Source organism: Lachnoclostridium sp. An131, assembly GCF_002160825.1.
Lineage (GTDB): Bacteria > Bacillota > Clostridia > Lachnospirales > Lachnospiraceae > Laedolimicola.
In genome coordinates this window covers 329,516-347,805 of sequence record NZ_NFLI01000001.1, presented here as the reverse complement: position 1 = coordinate 347,805, position 18,290 = coordinate 329,516, and the positions used below count along the sequence as shown (strand labels likewise).

The 18,290-nt window shown below is 46.1% G+C and carries 16 protein-coding genes; 3 read left to right on the top strand and 13 right to left on the bottom strand.

Translation table 11 applies throughout. The features are described 5' to 3' along the window. Positions 1–350: 350 nt before the first annotated feature. The 12 genes from B5E77_RS01610 to B5E77_RS01555 all read right to left on the bottom strand — a co-directional run bounded on the left by B5E77_RS01610 (position 351) and on the right by B5E77_RS01555 (position 13,049). A complete protein-coding gene (locus B5E77_RS01610) occupies positions 351–797 on the bottom strand; it encodes an acyl-CoA thioesterase (RefSeq protein WP_087163633.1) in 447 nt (148 codons plus the stop codon). Between the two features lie 82 nt (positions 798–879). Further along, positions 880–1,434, bottom strand: a complete 555-nt coding sequence (locus tag B5E77_RS01605) for a histidine phosphatase family protein (RefSeq protein ID WP_087163632.1) — start codon at positions 1,432–1,434, stop codon at positions 880–882. Between the two features lie 6 nt (positions 1,435–1,440). Continuing rightward, complete coding sequence (locus tag B5E77_RS01600; protein WP_087163631.1) at positions 1,441–2,304, bottom strand: NifB/NifX family molybdenum-iron cluster-binding protein; 864 nt, start codon at positions 2,302–2,304, stop codon at positions 1,441–1,443. A 142-nt stretch (positions 2,305–2,446) separates the two neighbouring features. Next, positions 2,447–3,046: an SAM-dependent methyltransferase gene (locus B5E77_RS01595; RefSeq protein ID WP_087163630.1), complete on the bottom strand. Its 600-nt coding sequence runs from the start codon at positions 3,044–3,046 to the stop codon at positions 2,447–2,449. A 3-nt stretch (positions 3,047–3,049) separates the two neighbouring features. After that, on the bottom strand, positions 3,050–3,535 hold the full coding sequence (gene thpR, locus B5E77_RS01590) for an RNA 2',3'-cyclic phosphodiesterase (protein WP_087163629.1): 486 nt from the start codon (positions 3,533–3,535) through the stop codon (positions 3,050–3,052). 20 nt (positions 3,536–3,555) lie between these two features. Next, positions 3,556–6,153: an SF1B family DNA helicase RecD2 gene (gene recD2 / locus B5E77_RS01585; RefSeq protein ID WP_087163628.1), complete on the bottom strand. Its 2,598-nt coding sequence runs from the start codon at positions 6,151–6,153 to the stop codon at positions 3,556–3,558. Between the two features lie 17 nt (positions 6,154–6,170). Further along, a complete protein-coding gene (locus tag B5E77_RS01580) occupies positions 6,171–7,874 on the bottom strand; it encodes an HNH endonuclease family protein (protein WP_087163627.1) in 1,704 nt (567 codons plus the stop codon). 16 nt (positions 7,875–7,890) lie between these two features. Continuing rightward, on the bottom strand, positions 7,891–10,857 hold the full coding sequence (locus B5E77_RS01575) for a hypothetical protein (RefSeq protein WP_087163626.1): 2,967 nt from the start codon (positions 10,855–10,857) through the stop codon (positions 7,891–7,893). Continuing rightward, positions 10,858–11,742, bottom strand: coding sequence for a DUF4007 family protein (locus B5E77_RS01570; RefSeq protein ID WP_087163625.1), 885 nt, complete (start codon positions 11,740–11,742; stop codon positions 10,858–10,860). Further along, positions 11,729–11,953 (bottom strand): helix-turn-helix domain-containing protein, encoded by a 225-nt coding sequence (locus B5E77_RS01565; RefSeq protein WP_087163624.1) that lies wholly within the window; start codon positions 11,951–11,953, stop codon positions 11,729–11,731. The genes B5E77_RS01570 and B5E77_RS01565 overlap by 14 nt, the downstream gene beginning before the upstream one ends. 317 nt (positions 11,954–12,270) lie before the next feature. After that, positions 12,271–12,492 carry a hypothetical protein gene (locus B5E77_RS17045; protein ID WP_087163623.1) on the bottom strand — a complete coding sequence of 74 codons (222 nt, stop codon included), beginning with the start codon at positions 12,490–12,492 and terminating at the stop codon, positions 12,271–12,273. Then, a complete protein-coding gene (locus tag B5E77_RS01555) occupies positions 12,447–13,049 on the bottom strand; it encodes a class I SAM-dependent methyltransferase (RefSeq protein ID WP_087163622.1) in 603 nt (200 codons plus the stop codon). Before B5E77_RS01555 ends, B5E77_RS17045 begins: the two co-directional genes overlap by 46 nt. Before the next feature lie 323 nt (positions 13,050–13,372). On the opposite strand from B5E77_RS01555, the gene B5E77_RS01550 reads away from it, so the two are divergent. Then, entirely contained in the window at positions 13,373–14,722 is a 1,350-nt protein-coding gene (locus B5E77_RS01550) for an MATE family efflux transporter (RefSeq protein WP_087163621.1), read from the top strand. 77 nt (positions 14,723–14,799) lie between these two features. Here the strand turns inward: B5E77_RS01550 and B5E77_RS01545 are convergent, their stop codons facing one another. Further along, entirely contained in the window at positions 14,800–15,468 is a 669-nt protein-coding gene (locus tag B5E77_RS01545) for a Crp/Fnr family transcriptional regulator (RefSeq protein ID WP_087163620.1), read from the bottom strand. A gap of 118 nt (positions 15,469–15,586) precedes the next feature. On the opposite strand from B5E77_RS01545, the gene hcp reads away from it, so the two are divergent. Together hcp and B5E77_RS01530 are read left to right on the top strand one after the other, a co-directional pair. Then, positions 15,587–17,230: a hydroxylamine reductase gene (gene hcp, locus B5E77_RS01540; protein ID WP_087163619.1), complete on the top strand. Its 1,644-nt coding sequence runs from the start codon at positions 15,587–15,589 to the stop codon at positions 17,228–17,230. 335 nt (positions 17,231–17,565) lie between these two features. Next, positions 17,566–18,261, top strand: a complete 696-nt coding sequence (locus B5E77_RS01530) for a TetR/AcrR family transcriptional regulator (protein WP_143468561.1) — start codon at positions 17,566–17,568, stop codon at positions 18,259–18,261. The last annotated feature ends 29 nt before the right edge of the window (positions 18,262–18,290 follow it).

The following is an 18,290-nucleotide window of genomic DNA, read 5'->3' as shown; positions in this document are numbered from 1 at the left end:
AGCTACCGGAAATCTGCCGGAGTAAAACAAAAACAACAAATGTTGTGTAAACCGTCCGCCGGTAACGGCGGTCATAAAATGAGTCGGTACTCATGGTTTACCGTATACTCCCGTCCTGCCACTGCCGTCTGACCGGAACGCCCTGACAAAAAAAGCACCCAAAAATTAACCTTATAGCGCGAAAGGCGCCGTACCTACGGTTAATTTCTGAATGCCGCAATAGCTTGTGATATCCGGTGATATCCAGCCGGCAGATATCTATTCTTTCATGTCCGGGTGATATGGTACCATATCCTCTGAAGGGTGTCAACCCCCGGCTTTGCCGCCAGCTCTTTCCTCTCCGGCTTTTCTCATCCCCGCTTCGCTGTTTTACCCCCGTCTGCCTGCCAGGCCGCCGCCAGCTCTGTCAGCGTACGGTAAAATTCCGGGAACTCCTTATCCAGCCGGACAATTTTTCCTTCCCTGCTCAAAAAGCAATGCTCCGAATGTCCCTCTGCCGCCAGCTCTCCGCCGGTTTTCTCCATCCGGTACCCCAGCTTCAGCTTCACTCCCTTAAACTCTTCCACATGAACAGAAATCAGCACCTCGTCAGAGAACGTTGTGCTGTGCTTGTATCTGCACTCCACCGCAGTCACCGGAGAGATCACTCCCAGCTCCTCCAGCCTCGCATAATTCCAGCCTATCTGATCCAGAAACTCAATTCTGGCTTCCTCCATCCACCGGATATAGTTGGAATGATGGGTAATGCCCATCCGATCCGTCTCATAATACTGGACAATGTGCTTATACGGTTTCATATTCTGCATTCCTCCTGCTATCGCTTAAATGATACTGCACAGGCGGGCTGCCCTTGGCAGCCCGCCCCTGGCCTCCTGTACATTACACATGTGTATCCCCAAAGTCATACCGCAGCACAGCGCAGTTCTCTACTCCAAAGGCCGCATACTCTTCATTGGTCATCTCATAGAAATACGAATGCACAACTCTGGAAATACCGTTATGCGCCACCAGAATATAGGTTTTCTCCTCGGATTCCTCCCTGAGCTCGTCCAGAAGATTGTAGATTCTCTGGGCCAGCTGCAGCATGGACTCTCCGCCTCCGTACCGGCAGCAGAAATCTGCCTTCGCCTTCTGGAACTCCCTTCCATCCCGGGGCGTAGATTCCCATTTCCCAAAATTCTGCTCCTTCAGGCGCGGCTCCATCCGCGCCGGGATTCCTGTCATCTCAGAAATATGCCGGGCTGTCTCCGCAGCGCGGACAAGAGGGGAATACAGGATCTCGTCCGCCCTGATTCCCTCTTCCAGTATCCTCTTTCCTGTATCAACAGCCTGCTGATGGCCCAGCTCCGTAAGCTCTATGTCTGTGGCGCCGCAGATCTTATTTTCCACATTCCACACCGTCTGACCGTGGCGGACAAAATATACGTGTCCCATACCGCCCTATTTCACCTCAACCAGCTCAATGCGGAAGTTCAGCTCCTTGCCTGCCATCTCATGATTCGCGTCAAAGGTAATCGTAGTCTCATCCTTCGCTGCTACCTTCACCGGGAAAGGCTGTCCATACTGGTTGGACAGATATACCTGCTGCCCTGCTTCCAGCTCCTCAGAGCCCGGAAGCTGCGCAATCTCCAATGTGAAAATGGCATTCGGATCCGGCATGCCGTAAGCCTCCTCCGGCATCAGATGGACATCTACCACCTGTCCGACCTCCATATCCGCCACAGCCGCATCAAAGCCCCGGATCATCTGGCCTGCACCGCAGATGAACTCCAGCGGTTCCCCGCGGTCATAGGAAGAGTCAAACTGCGTTCCATCGTTAAACGTGCCCCTGTAATGCGTCCGGCAGGTCTTTCCTACGTTGCGCCCAGTCAGCGCCGGCCGTGCCCCACAGCCGCCTCCGCAGCTGTCGCCGCAGCCTCCGCCGCAGGAGTGTCCCTCCTCGTGTCCGCCGCAGCTATGTCCTTCCTCGTGATGATGATGGTCACAGTTGGCTCCAGAAGAAACCAGCTCCCCTCTCAGATAAGCTTCCACCGCCTGATCTGCGTCTCCTTCGGCTCCGGCGCACAGCTCCACGCCAGCCTGCTCAAGAGCAGCCTGGGCTCCGCCGCCGATGCCGCCGCAGATGAGTACATCCACGGACCTGTCTGCCAGAAGTCCTGCCAGCGCTCCATGGCCGACGCCATTCGAGCCAATCACCTCGCTGGAGACTACCTTTCCACCCTCCACCTCATATACCTTGAAAAATTCTGTTTTTCCAAAGTGCTGAAAAATATTTCCGTCATCATAGGTTACTGCTATTTTCATTCCTGAAGTCCTCCGTTTTTCTTCCACATATTTTCTATTCTGTACCATATTACATCAATATGCTTTTTATTTCAAACACCAGTATATCCTGCCGTCCGCATAATCGCAATGCTTTCAGCGTCATGTTTTCATTTTCCGCCTGTTATCCCGGCAATTCAAAAATCACAATTCTTTCCCTGGAGTCCTCCCCCGGGAACAAATCTCCACAGTCAATCTCATCCAGAAATGCCAGCTCATCCACCGTCATCAGATAGGATATATATTCATCTGAAGGATAATAAAAGAACATCAAAAGCTCTCTGGGCGCCTCATACCAGGATTCCTGAATCCGGGCAAGAGCCTTCTGAAGAATCTCCACAGAAAAGGGATTGAAAAAATAGATCCGGTCCACATGCTCCGGCACCGGAAAGGCTTCCGCATTGGCCAGCTGAAAGGCTGTCCGGGCTGCCGAAACAGCGCTTTTCTGATTTTCTTCTGCTTTTTCAAAAATCCGTTCGTCGTACTCGACTCCGATAGTACGGCACCTGGTCTGCCAGGCCAGAAAAAAGTCCACCCGCCCCTTGCCGCAGCCGTAATCCAGAAGGGTGTTGCCTTTCCGGATATAGCCCGCATTTGCCAAACGCTCCAGCACAGGATACGGCGTGGGCTCATAGGGAAAACGGTACTGATCGGAATGGGAATCATCACGGCCTGTGGTTTTGATATGAAGAAGCCTGTCGTATTTCTCTTCTGTCGTCTGCATATCCTACAGCTCCTGATAAATGGTTTTCCCGCTGCGGAATTCCGACCTCATAAGGGAAGCCTTTGTAACCATCATGTCTGCCTTCGGAAGATGAACCTGATAAGGCTTCTTTGCGGAAACCTTCCGAATCAATGTAATATGGGGAACAAATTTGTCATTTTCAAAGGGAATCCCTTCTTCTTTCAAGGCTGCCCGCAGCTCTTTCACATAGGCGTTTAGCTTCTGGTTCCCCTTGACACCGGCCCAGAGGATATTTCCAAAATTTCCTTTTTCAGAAAGAGCCAGCCGGAACTTAGGACACGGAACCCGTTCCAGCACCTGTTTGATTTTCTTCGGATCATCATATTCCCCGATGAATGCCAGAGTCATATGCAGATTCGCCGCCGGAACATAGTTTCCCTCCACTCCCTGCTTTTTCAAATCGTGCATGCAGGCGACCAGCGCCTTCTGCATTTCCGCCGAAAGGGGAATCGCAATAAACAGTCTCATTGTCTATACCTTCCTTTGTCTTATCCCATTTCCCGCTTGATCCATTTCATGATGACTTCATCCACCAGATACGTCTGCTCACCCTCCGTAAGCTCCCGGCCTTTCGGGATTCTGTGCCATTTCTCCAGGCAGCTCCTGCAGCAGATTCCTGTGGCATGCTGGGCCACAAAGACCGGATGGCCCCGCATGGGCGTCTGCTTTCCGTCATTTGCAGGCTCAGCCAGAGCGAGACGTGTCCGGATAAAATCACAGGCATGGCTGCGGATCGTGTCCATGCCCTTTTCTCTCACATAGGCTTTATCGTTGGCTTTCAGATGAAAACTGCTCCGAAACTTTGACTGAGCAAGGCGCGCAAACAGATCGCCGCTGTACGCTCCCGGCTCTTCTTCTGTCCGCATGGGCTGCAGGCTGTTTTTATAAACGATCAGCTTCGGTTTTTTACGGGAAATGCTTTCTTCGGAAGAATGCTTTTCTGCCTCTTCTTCCGTATTTTCCTCCTGAAGGCGTCTGGCCAGCTTCGTGTTCCGGGAATCTGTAGTCACGTTTTTGATGGCGTAATATACGGCCCGTTTCTCACCAATCAGTACCAGAATCTTCTTTGCCCGGGTCACGCCGGTGTAGAGAAGATTTCTCTGAAGCATGACAAAATGGCTCATGGTAAAGGGCATGACCACGATGGGATACTCGCTTCCCTGGGCCTTATGTATGGTCGTGGCATAAGCCAGCGTCAACTCGTCCAGCTCGCTGACATCATAGACGACTGCCCTCCCATCGAAATCCACAGTCAGCTCCCGCTCTTCCATGTCTACCTTTGAAACAACGCCGATATCTCCGTTAAACACTTCCTTGTCGTAATCGTTGCGTATCTGCATGACCTTGTCCCGGAGACGGTACTGGGTCCCGCCCCGCCGCAGAAACACATTCGAAGGATTCATGGCTTCCTGCAGCACCTGGTTCAGATTCGCCGCCCCGCAGATACCTCTCTGCATCGGCGTCAGCACCTGGATGTCCTGCAGAGCGTCCACATGATAATACTGAGGAAGATTCTTTGTGCAATAGCGCACCAGCGTCTCCACCACTTCCTCATTGGTATCTTTGGACGCGAAAAAGAAGTCCGCGTCCTTTCCTCCCCGCATATCTATGGCTTCTCCCCGGTTAATCCGGCGGGCGTTCATGATAATCCTGCTTCCCTGGGCCTGACGGAAGATCCGCGTCAGCCTCACCACCGGAATCCGCCCGGAGGCTATGATATCCTTCAGCGCATTTCCCGCTCCCACGCTTGGCAGCTGGTCCGTATCTCCCACCAGAATCAGTGTCATCTGGTCAGGAAGGGCTTTCAGAAGATTGTACATGAGCATCACATCTACCATGGAGCACTCATCCAGAATCAGCACGTCGCCTTCCAAGGGATGTTCCTCGTTTTTCTGATACCCTTCCGGGGGCTTGTATTCCAGAAGCCGGTGAATGGTCTTTGCTTCCATGCCTGCGGCCTCGGACATCCGTTTCGCCGCCCGTCCGGTGGGCGCCGCCAACAGAACCCGGCAGCCCGCCATCTGATAGGCGGAAATGATGCCTTTCACCGTGGTGGTCTTTCCTGTTCCCGGCCCTCCGGTCAGCACCATGACTTTTGAGGAAACGGCTGTCCGAATCGCCTCCAGCTGTATCTCGTCATAGGAAATCCGGGAGCGCTCCCCAATCTGCTCCAGGATCTTATCGGCATCCAGCCGAATCCCGCGCTCTGCCAGGAGCAGGCGGACCAGCCTTCTGGCGCAGCCTGTCTCAGAAAAATAGAAGGGCGGCAGATAAATGGCCTCTTCATCCTGAATCACATCTTTGGTCCGCAGCATCTCATCCAGCGTCATTTCCAGTTCCGGCGCTTCTACCTCCAGAAGCTCCTCCGCTTTGCCAATCAGCTGTTCCCGGACCGCGTAGCAGTGTCCCTCCTCGGAGAGCTTGTTTAAAGTGTAAAGAATTCCGCTCCGCAGCCGGACAAATTTCTCTTTCCCGATTCCCAGCTTTTCCGCAATCTGGTCGGCTGTCTTGAAGCCGATACCCCAGATATCATCCGCCAGCCGGTAGGGATTATCCTGGACAATGCTGATGCTGTCGCTGCCGTAGGTCTTGAAAATCCTTGTGGCATGGGCGGTGCTGACCTCATGGCTCTGGAGGAAGAGCATGATATTTTTAACTTCCTTCTGCTCCTGCCAGCTCTTCTTGATGCGCTCCACCCGGATCTTCCCGATTCCCTCCACCTCCAGCAGAGAATCCGGATGCTCCTCTATCACGTCCAGCGTGTCCTTGCCGAATTTCTGAACAATGCGCTTTGCAAACTTGGGTCCCACGCCCTTCACCAGTCCGGAACCCAGGTATTTCTCGATGCCGTAGACGGTGGCCGGAAGGGTTTCCTCAAACTTCTCTACCGAGAACTGGCGGCCATATTTTGCGTCTACTTTCCAGAAGCCTTCCAGCGAAAGGACAGAGCCCACGTGGGTGTCGGGCATGGTTCCGACGACAGTGACCAGGTCGGTATAGCCTTTGGCGGCGGCTTTGAGGACGGTGTAACCGTTTTGTGGATTTTGGTAGGTGATGCGTTCGATGACGCAGCGGAGGTGATCCATGGGTGCTCCTTTGTTAACTAAAACTTATCTGGCCAGATTTTTGAAATGAGTCCACACAACTCTGACGTTCTTTTATCAATCTCACTTTCATTCCACTCAGTCTTCCCCTGGTCATAGTTATCTACTAACTTTTTTGTAATAAGTAATGATGTATACTTTCTATAACCTGGCTTTTTATCGCCTTCCCCTTCAATTTTTTTCTCATAAGTATTGTTTTTTACAGAAGCATTTAAATTTTGTGATAAAAGTGTCATATTACCGAGAGATTCTATATGCTGTTTTCTAATTTTCTGTCCGTCATCAGTTGTCAAATCAATTTTTGTTCCGTCATCAGCAATATACTCCGTACCATCTGATTTGCGTAATGGAACACTAAGCCAATGTTTTTGCCAACTTTTGGGCATAATGTGTTCCAAAGTATATCTATATGCTAGTGAACTTATATCATATTTCTCATCCCGCCTTTTATAAAGTTCTATGATAAATAATAATAACTTGGCATTTTCTGGTTTGATGGATTGCAAATACCCCCTCAAATTCCCATTTCCAATTTGAGAATCTTTTTCTTTAAGTTCTCTTTGTATTTCATCCGACCCACATTTAATAAGATAGTCGCACTTTGTAGCATAATCTGATACCCCTTTAGAAGAAAGACGTCTTCTAATAATAAATGATTCTAGAATATGAAATTCTTTCTTTACCTTTGCCTCCCCAAGCTTATCTTTTTCAGATAATATTTTTAACACATATGGATAAAACATTTGCACTCCACATACCTCTAATATTAACAAAAGACGATTTACATAAACATTATATGAAAAAGTCATTGCATCATCTTCTTGTTTGTATTTATCTTGTAAATTAACAATTTTATCCCGAAAAATAATTGCATATGAATGAATTTGTTCTATGAGCAAAAGCAATTCTTCTTTATTCATTTTTTTCGTTTCTTCTTTATACACCTTCGCTAGATCAGAAAAAATATCCTCCTTCTTTCCCCATCTTACAAACGCAACACAATACAATAAAAAATCAAGATTAGTCCTTTGTTGATTACCAAACACTCTTACATCATCCCAAATATGTCTTTGCCCATCGGGATAAATATAAAACAATTTTTCCCATTTTTCTTCATATATTTGTATTACCCTTTTTTCTTCTTCTTCGTTTCCCTGACATAAATCCATGTACTTTTTGAAAAGATCATTCTTTATAATATCTGATACGCTTAAATGAACACCTGCACGATTTATTGTGTCAAAGATAGATTGCTCATTGTCATCATCTAAATCCATGGTAATAAGAACTATCATCTTCTTTCCATCGTTATACATAGAATTATGCAGTGCAATAATATCTTCGATTTTCATCTGCAATAAACGTTCTCTAAAATATTTATAACATTTTAAAATCAAGCTAGTTCGATCGTCGTTCATATCTATAGCATCCAGCTTATCACAATAAACCATATTCTTTTCTATAAAATTTTCTCTAATGATTGTCTCGTAGGCATTTCGATCTACTTTAGAATGCTGTATTTTTACATATGATTTTTTAAAAGGATCCGCAGCATTTATTTTATAGAACAAAAATGATTTTAATTCACTTTTACCATACTTATCCTCATCTTCATCATCACTGTACGGATCTATGCCAGATAATTTATCTCTATCTAACGTTAATGTGTCAAAAATTGCCTTTATATTTAGTTGTTGCGGCATTATCTAAATAAACCACTTATGATTCCTTCTTTCCTGCAACTTTATCACAAATAATGCAACCATTATAAAACTTGGCAATACATTTCTTGCAATGCTTACACTTTTTTTCGTCAATCTTCTCTGATACATACTTATTTGTGGTTCTGGCAGCCTTAGAAATAGCAACAAAATGCTTATTCATTGCTTCATATAATTCTTTCAATCTGTTCTTTGCCTTTTTGTCTACATAACGGGCAAATATCTTTTCCAAGCTTTCAATATAATCTGTTTCGGTTTTAGACCAGTTACAAATATATAAACTATAATCTTCCGGATTCTCCAACGCTTTCAATAACTCTTCTTCACAATAATCATGCTCTGAACCATGAAAATAAATGGAAATATTTTCAAAATTTCTCAGCTCATACGCAAGGATTACTGAAATATACCCATCTCTTAAACCATAAGGTGTCCCTTTCAATACATCGTATACTTCCTTAATACTAGTTTGTCCTTTCATGCATTTTTTAATATATTTGCCTATCTCATCAGAAACATACTGCCCTGCCACTTCTCCACTCGGTAATGTATTTAAAACCCCTACATTATCCTCACCATCGAAAAGCCCATTTTTTGACAAAACAGAACGGATAATCGAATGTTCCGGAGATAATAGGCTGCAATCTTCTAACATATTTTCTTTATTATTCATGATATATGAAAGAGCTTTTGATCTTGCCAGCCTAATTGCTCCCGTCACTGTATTCTTGTTGATCAAATCATTATTAACAATAATTGTTCTCGAAAAACTATTCATCATAATTGTTGAAGCAATTTCAGATATATCTTTGTCGCTTCGAGTCACATACTCTTGTCCATTTGATACCACTGCAATGTTGTTCATTTTAATATTTTTCCAGTTTTCAATGATATCGTGAAGAACGCTCTTTTGTTCGTTAAGATATAACTCTAGCTCTTTCTCTACTGTGGGATCATCTTTCTTTAACTCATCTCTTATAGAATAATAATATTTAATAGCTACATACCGCTTAACCTCATAAAGAATTTCCTCTTCATTTTGATTAATAACTAAAATAGCTCTATCTGGCAAATTATTTTCATTCAGATAGTCTGAAATTTCAAACTTCTTATCAAGTACAAAAGCAATCATTCCATCATAATACTTTGGAAGAAATCTCATTAATGTTCTTTTGGTAAGATCTGCCTTCAGCGCAAATATGGGCAAGAAAACACGGTTCATATGATAGTGCCAATTATAATCGTATGGATATATTACAAAATCCGAAAATTCTTCATTCAAAATAGAAACTGCTGTCTCATCTGTTATAAATGATAGCCTTTCGTCAATCATCGAATCAAAATCATAAATACTGCTGTCTAAAAAATCATAATATCCATATTGACGCATATATTTTATAATCTTTTTCTTTTCTAACTCTGTAATTGCATCTCTTACCAAATCTTTATTCGCATCAATAACATTTACTAATGTCTCCATATCTGGTGCCAGCGTTCCAGAATCATTTATAATATAAATGACTGCCATTGCTTTTAACACGCGGATTTCTAGACTCTTCTCTGAATTGCTCCCAAGCTTACTAATAGCCACTTGGTATTTCTTGTATGTTTCCCTTGCTTCACCACCTCTATATGAACATATATTTTCTTCAAAATAATCATATATTGCATCAAGTCCAATAAAATGAAACTCTTCTAAATCCATTTTTCCAAGTTGCGAAAATAATGAATATTCTTCGTCACTTGCCAAGTAAGTAAAAAATGTTCTTTCATTCTGGGCTACGCGCTTAGACAGCCTATCTAGTGCATATAATGTAATTGGGTGTAGCGGATATCCTCCTTCAAACGGATTTATTCCTTCGTTCTCCGGTGGTAATAAAAAACCTTTGAAGTCATATGCCTGAGTATAAAGCTCATTCAGTTGTTCCTGATATTTGCGCTTAAATCCATTCCATTTCTTTGTCTTTGGAATGATATGTGGAATTAATGATAAACATTGATCATACTTAATATTGATAGAAGTTGACTTAAATCTTCCTTCTATTTTTTTCCATTCATCACTAATGGATTTTTTCATTTTATCTGTATAAAGTGACAGCTGTTTATGAGATACTAGTATGAGATAATCATCAAAATCTGAGTGATCGCAAAATTCCGCCAAATCTTGCACATCTTTTACTTTAATGTTTTCTCCAGTATCTTCTATATATCTGCCAAACTCATCAAATACAAATATAATTCCTCTGTAATCCTCTGTAATTACTGAATTTGTGAGTGTAATGTTATCAATCATGTTACCCGCTTCACTTACAAATTCTGCACCATACGTCATAGCTCTAAAAACAATATTAAACTCTTTTTCAGATTTAGAATCATAATTTTCCAAACCATTTAGCAAATCTGCTTCACTGATTTTATTAGACTTATATATTTCTTTTAATCTTTTATTTGACTCGTCTCCTTGACTCCACTTATTTATCAATTTTAAAGCATCATCAAAATAACTTTTAAAGCATATATCTATATGATTTCTTTCCAATTCCTTTTTAAGTGAATATGTAATACATTTATCAAAATCGCCAAAATTGGCGTAAATCGGAACTACCAAATAAGGTTTTTCTTCGCTTATAAATCTCTTTATCTCTGACGCAAGCTCTTTGTCATATTTTGCAATTGCATTTAAAAATTCAACAATGCCTTTTCCATTAGTATTCACATGTCCTAACAGATCACTGAGTACTGTTAATAAATGCGATTTTCCAGTTCCATATGAACCATATAATATTCTTGAATGTACCTCTGCATTTCTATTGATGATTCCTAACAAATATTCTCGTAAAATCTCTGTTGTAGTTATATTTGGAATAAATTCGGCTAGTTTCTCATCATCTTTCATATCAAAACAAATATTAGCAGAGTACTTATATTGTTTCTTTTTCGTGACTAAACTTGTGTAATTCATCATTTACCGTTCCTTATCAACATAATATTTATCTACCAATCCAGCATAATCATAATCAATGAATTCGATAAAACGATTTCCAAAATTATTATTTAGATTGATATACTTTTTATTTTCTGCCTCTACAAGCAGTTCAAGCAATTTGGAATATTTCATGCCAAAATATTTTCCAATCTGTCTTTTTTCCTCCATTACTTTATCAATATTTATCTGTCTACCATTCGAGCTATCATCTACATTATCCATTGCTATTGCATAAATAAGAATTTCTAGCGGAACTTCCTTGCCTGTTAGACTCCTTTTTTCATATGCATTTTTCCCATTTTTCTTCAAAATTTGTAATGGTGCTAAGAACGGATATGTATCCTCATCCATAATGCTATTTTTATCAAACTTACTGTCACCAATATAAGTATTTTTTAAGCAGTTAAACTCTTTTTCAACCGCTGCCTTCTTAACTTTCATCCCATTCACAGACAAAAACAAATGAAATCCATCTACAAATGCCTCTTTGGTAATCGTATTCTGTTTCCACTCATTAAATAGCCAATACCATGCAGTTGCATTTTCTTCATTCAATGCTAAGTTTCTATGCATCAAGAGCAAAGAGCCTTGTCTCTGAAAATACAAGTCATGATGCAATATGCTGTAGTAAATCGGCTCAGGTACTAATCTTATCCCTCCCTGCTCTTTTTCTTCGTGCGTAAGCATCATTGCATTAGACCAATATCTAAGCGCTCTGATCATTACACGCCCTAATCCAATATTATCAATAGCCTCCTGTTCACTACTTGGAGTAAAAATCATGGCATCTTCTTCTATTGCCTGAATGATTTTTGTGCCCCATCCACTTCTCATATAAAAACTACCGTGTTTATTTACTACCATCGATATTCTCCTCTATCTCAAAACTTGCAATATCTCCCAGATCACAATCCAAATACCGGCAAATACGTTCCAAAACGTCCATAGATACCTTTCCACCTTTTCCCATCTTCGCGATAGTTGTAGAACTTATATTCAGCTGCTCTGTTAGATCCTTTCTTTGTAATTTTTTATCAATTAAAATTTTCCATAGGCCATTATAAGATACCGCCATAATTAACACCTTTCATCTTTATTACAGATTATTTATTTGCAGTTTATAGTATACCATATCTACTTAAAAATCGCTAGTGCAATCTTTAGATGTATAAAGATTGATTTTAATATAATAAATTTTTTGCCTTTGATTCCATTCTCGTTGTCACCACAAGCAGTCAAAATTCTACCTTTTCCCATATGCTGTTTGGAACTGTGTTTTTAATAGCACAGACAATGTATTAACCCCCTCAATCAATCCGTTATTCTTTGCCCTGTCAATTCGGTGTTATCTCTGAGTACGACTCATAACATTTGAAGCAACATTTGAAACGCCTATGTCCATGTGATACCAGCCATCTCATCGATAATTTCATGATAAGAGGCCTCCTCCTTATTTTCAGAAATCAGCTTCACGATCGCTTCCAGCCAGTAAAATTTATAGCAATAAGAAGGGCTCTGCATCATCCGCGAAAAGCCTTCCATATCCAGCGTATCGTGATATTCTTCTCCTACCTCCAACAGGTATCCGACCTTCTGAGGATCATATTCAGCCATTTTTCAGCACCTCTTCCCGCTCTGACATCTCCTGTCACCCAGCGTTCTTTTATCTTCAGTTCCGGCACGCTCTCCAGCAGCTCTTCAGCCGTCTCTTCTGTCATATCTGTAAAATACCGCCCGTTCCGCTCTCCTTCAAAATCACCGTATTTGAAAGAGACATACAGGATGCCACCCGGCTTCAATGCCCTGTACATTTTCCTGAAAACTTCCGGAAGCTCCTCCCGTCTCAGATGAAGTATAGAAGCGCAGGCCCAGATTCCATCATACTTTTCCGCCTCCTCCAGTTCCTGAAACAGCATCTGTTTCACCGGGATTCCCGTGTATACGCTGGCCAGCCGGCACAGCTCGTCAGAGCCGTCGGCCGCCTCCACCCGGAATCCTCTCTCCAGAAAATCTTTCGTATCCCTTCCGGAACCGCAGCCGAAGTCCAGAATCAGCGCTCCCTCCGGCAGATGAGACAGAAAGCGGTTCTGAATCCCGGAAAAATCCACGCCAGACGTTCCTTCTGCGAATTCCCGGGCGTTTCTGTTGTAATAATCCAATGTTTCCTGCATTGACATACACCCTCTTCTGGTATTTTGTTCTCCCCGCTTATTCCGTACCTTTTAAACGGTCTCTTTCCCTGAATTATACCAAATCTGCTTTGTTTCTTCCACCTTTTCCCTCCGTCTTTTCCCTTCCACGAGGTCTCCGCCAGATATTTATTTCCTCCACAATCACTCCCCAGTATCCTCGGAATTTCCATATTGACAACCCACCCCCGCCGCAATATATTTTTATAGGATAATCATAGCGGCGTTCGCCAAATGGCTGCGTAAACGCATCCGCTTGGCTCGCTGCCCGCGGAAATAAACATCGAGGGAGTTACAGAAGAAAAATGGAACGCACACTTTCAGAATCCCGGTTCTTCGGCCAGGAGAAAATATCAAAAATATTATTCAAAATCGCGCCGCCTGTTATGCTGGCACAGCTCATTCAGGCGCTCTATAATATCGTGGACAGTCTGTTCGTAGGCCGCTACGCCGAATCGGGCCTGACGGCCCTCTCCATCATCTACCCGCTCCAGCTTCTGATGATCGCTCTGGCAGTGGGAACCGGCGTAGGCATCAATACGGCCATGGCTGCCCGCTTTGGCCTGGGAAAAACGGAGGAAGCGGATGAGTTCGCGGGCGTAGGCACGCCGCTGGCGGTGGGAATGTGGGCTGTCTTTGCCCTTGCCTGCTGGTTCTTCCTACCGGCTTATGCCAGAATGTCCACGAACTCCCCGGAGGTGATTCGGGATATCACCGCATACGGGCGCATCGTCTGCCTGTTCAGCTTCGGCCTGTTTCTGGAAAGCATCTGGACGAAGGTTCTGCAGGCCTCCGGCGACATGAAGACGCCGATGCTGGCCCAGATCGCGGGAGCCCTGACCAATATAGTCTTCGACCCGCTGCTGATCTTCGGCATGTTCGGCCTGCCGGAGCTTGGCATCTCGGGCGCTGCCATCGCCACGGTGGCAGGACAGATCGTGGCGGCTCTTATCGTGATGAAAAAGGGCTTCCGGAAATCGCCCGCCCGGCATCGCTATCCCCGGCGCGTCCGGGAGATCTTCCTTCTGGGCATTCCGAATATTCTCATGCAGTCGGCCTATACCTTTTACATCCTGGGCCTGAACCTGATTCTGTCCGGTTTCTCTGATCAGGCGGTGACTGCCCTCGGCCTCTACTATAAATGGCAGACCTTTTTCTTCATCCCGCTGGGCGCCATGCAGACCTGCATTGTGCCGGTCATCAGCTTTAACTACGCGGCCAGGAACATCAGCCGCTGCAAAAAGACTCTGACCACCGCCGTCTTGTTTGGAGCGGCTCTGATGCTTGTGGGCGTTCTCTGCTTTGAGACGGTTCCCGGGCCCATGCTGAGAGTCTTTACCTCTGATGAACGGGTCGTGGAAATCGGACAGCTTGGGTTCCATTTTATCGGACTGAGCTTTGTCCCCATGGTCACGTCTCTTACCTTCCCTGTTTTCTTTCAGGCAGTAGGCCAGGGACTCAAAAGCTCGCTTCTGACCATTGTGCGCACAGTAGTGCTCTTTGTACCCCTGGGATTTCTGTTTTCCCGGTTTGGACTGACCTGGTTCTGGCTGACCTTCCCCTGCACGGAGATTCTAACCACGCTGCTGGGATTTATCTTTTATAAAGGCTTTCTGAAGCATCCCTATAAAAGGTACGCCGGAGCGCCCGCCTAGGGCGCTTCCCGCGCTTCTGTATTTCTGTATTTTTGTATTGCTACATTGCTATATTGTCATACTGCCGTATTATTGTATTATCCGTTGGATTCCTTCATGATCTCAAACAGGTTCTTCTTTACTCTGAGCAGCCCCTCCCGCTGCATTTTCCCAAGCTCCGCGGACAGGGCGCTCCGATCCACATTCAGATAGTCGGCCAGCTGCTGCCGGTTAAAGGGAATGGTAAAACTGCTGCTTCCGCTCCTGACAGCCTGATCCGACAGATAGGCCGTCAGCCGGCCGCGGATCGATTTGGAAGCCGTATGAAAAATCTTCCGGGACAGGTTCAGATTTTTCTGGGCGGAAAGGGCCAGCAAGTTTCGAATCAGCTTTCCGTGAAAGGCACAGGCATGGGTGCAGCTGCGGAGTACCCGGCTAACGTTCAGGAAAAGAATCTGCGACTCTTCCGCCGCTTCCACGTTTACCATCAGAGGCTCGCCTGGCGTGCAGGCATAGGTCTCGGCGAAAATCTGGCCCGGCAGGACGCTGTCCAGCACCGTGGTATTTCCCCAGATATCATCATGTTCGATCAGGACCTTTCCCTCCAGTACCACTCCCAGGGAAGCAGCCGCGTCACCGGCCCGGTAAATCATTTCCCCTTTTTCATAGGTCTGCGCTTCCGCTGTCAGGCAGGAGAGCATCGTTTTCATCTCTTCCGGCTGTATGCCGCAGAACAGAGCTGTCCGGGACAGAAACTGATAATTCATCTTAAAATTTTCTCCTTTTTTGTTGTCTTAACAACAGATTTGTTGTTTTAAATCTACTATAGTATACCCGTAAAGTCAATCGACAGTCCGTATAAAAACATAGAGGAGGAAATCTTATATGAACCAGAATATGTTCTGCTATCAATGTCAGGAGACCGCCGGCTGCTCCGGCTGCACCAAAATGGGGGTGTGCGGCAAGACACCGGAGACTGCTGCTCTCCAGGATCTGCTTGTGTATACAACAAAAGGGCTTGCGGCTGCGGCGGTGCGGCTGCGTTCCGAAGGCACGGAAGTGCCTGCGCATATCAATGAGCTCATCACGCAGAATCTCTTTACCACCATTACCAATGTAAATTTTGATTCGGAGGCCATAAAGGCGCGCATCCGGGAGACGCTTGACGCCCGGCGCGGCATAACCGCACAGATAAAGGATACGGCTGGTCTTCCGGAAGCTGCCCTCTGGGACGGAAATGAGGAAGAGTTTCCGGCTAAAGCGGCTCAGGTGGGCATTCTGTCTGAGGAAAATGAGGATATCCGCTCTCTGAAGGAGCTGATTACCTACGGTCTCAAAGGCCTGGCTGCCTATACCAGCCACGCGGCTGTCCTGCGCTATGACAGCCCCGGGATTCATGCCTTTCTTCAGAAAGCTCTGGCCGCCACGCTGGACGATCATCTGACAGCAGATGAGCTTACCGCTCTGGCTCTGGAAACCGGAAAATACGGCGTAGACGCCATGGCGCTGCTGGATAAGGCCAATACGGAAACCTACGGAAATCCGGAAATCACCAGTGTCAATATCGGCGTGAGACAGAATCCCGGTATTCTGATCTCCGGCCATGACCTGCGGGATCTGGAAATGCTGCTGGAACAGACTGAAGGCGCCGGCGTGGACGTATATACCCATTCTGAGATGCTTCCGGCCCATTACTATCCGGCTTTTAAAAAGTATCCCCATTTCGCCGGCAATTACGGAAATGCCTGGTGGCAGCAGAAAGAGGAATTTGAGTCCTTCCATGGCCCCATTCTCATGACCACCAACTGTATTGTGCCGCCAAAGGACAGCTATAAGGACCGCCTCTACACCACCGGCGCCGCAGGCTATCCCGGCTGTGCTCATATTTCCGAAGATAAGGACGGCTGGAAAGATTTCTCAGCTCTCATCGAACAGGCAAAACAGTGCCTGCCTCCCGCGCAGATCGAGCAGGGTACTGTCACCGGCGGCTTTGCCCACGCGCAGGTGCTTGCCCTGGCGGACAAAATCGTGGAAGCCGTAAAATCCGGCGCTGTCCGGAAATTTGTCGTGATGGCAGGCTGCGACGGCCGGGCGAAAAGCCGCAGCTACTACACGGATTTCGCGAAAGCGCTGCCAAAGGACACCATTATCCTCACTGCTGGCTGCGCCAAATACCGCTTCAACAAGCTGGACCTGGGCGATATCGGCGGCATTCCCCGGGTGCTGGACGCAGGCCAGTGCAACGACTCCTACTCTCTGGCAGTCACAGCCCTGAAACTGAAAGAGGTGTTCGGCCTGGATGATATCAATGACCTGCCCATCATCTACAACATTTCCTGGTATGAGCAGAAAGCTGTCATCGTGCTGCTGGCTCTTCTGTACCTGGGCGTGAAAAACATTCATCTCGGACCCACGCTTCCGGCCTTCTTAAGCCCCAATGTGGCAGACATACTGGTCAGTCAGTTCGGCATCGCGGGCATCGGCACAGTGGATGACGACATGAAACTGTTTTTCGGGGAGCAGGCGTAAACGCTGCGCGGACTGGCCTGCAGGCTGTGGCCGGACAGATCCCGGGCTGGCTTCAGCCTTCCTTCAATTTTCTTCCGGCAGCTGGCTGGCGTGGACAATTTCCCCGCCAGCCTTTTTCTGTCTTTTTTCCTGTCTCTCTTTGCCGTTTCTTTTTATACTTTTTTAAGATTCTGTTTATTGCCAAAACTCCTTCCACTTACTATAATTGACTTCGAATCATTTATTATCCGTTATGCTCTGTCTGACCGGCAGCGGCTGTGCGCTGCCGCCGGACACAGGGCAGCCAGAGCTAGTCGTCTGTCCTTACGCACAGATCAAAAGGGGGGGAACACCTGTTGAAACGCGCCATGACCGAAGAGGCCAAGACCGCCCGGGCCAGAGAAATTCTGAATACAGCAGAAAAGCTCTTCCTGGAATCCGGTTACCGGGATCTGAAAATGTCCGACATTGCAAAAGTAGCCGGGATCTCAAACGGGCTTCTTTTCGTCTATTTCAAAACGAAGGAAACCTTATTTCTGTGCCTTCTCTGGAGAGAATATGAAAAACGGCTTGACTTTCTGGAAGAACACGTAAGAAGAAAACAGCCGGAAAGCTTCTCCGATATTCAGGCTCTGCTGCTGGAAGAGCTGACCCTGCTTCTGGAAACCAATCCTCTGTACATCCGGCTTGAGGCGCTGCGCGCCGTCATTCTGGAACGGGGCGCGGATACAGACACTCTCTGCCGTATGAAAAAACGTCTCAGCGAACGCACCGACGCCTGGAGCCGGCAGCTGGAAGAGAGCGGAGTTTTGTCCCGGGAAGAGATTATGGATATCTACTGCATGGAGTCCGGGATCATCACCGGATGTTATCAGCAGAGCCTTGTCTCCGCGTCCGTGCAGAATTCCCTTCCCTCCACAGAGCTGTGCATGGTCCAGAGAGATTACCGCAGTGACATCCTGAACGGAATGAAATGCTATCTGGAAGGATACCGCAGACGGCGCATCCGGATGCAGCAGCGCTTCCGGATGCAGCAGCGCAAAGCACGCTGAGCAGGAAAACACCGGCAGGCCAGTGCCAA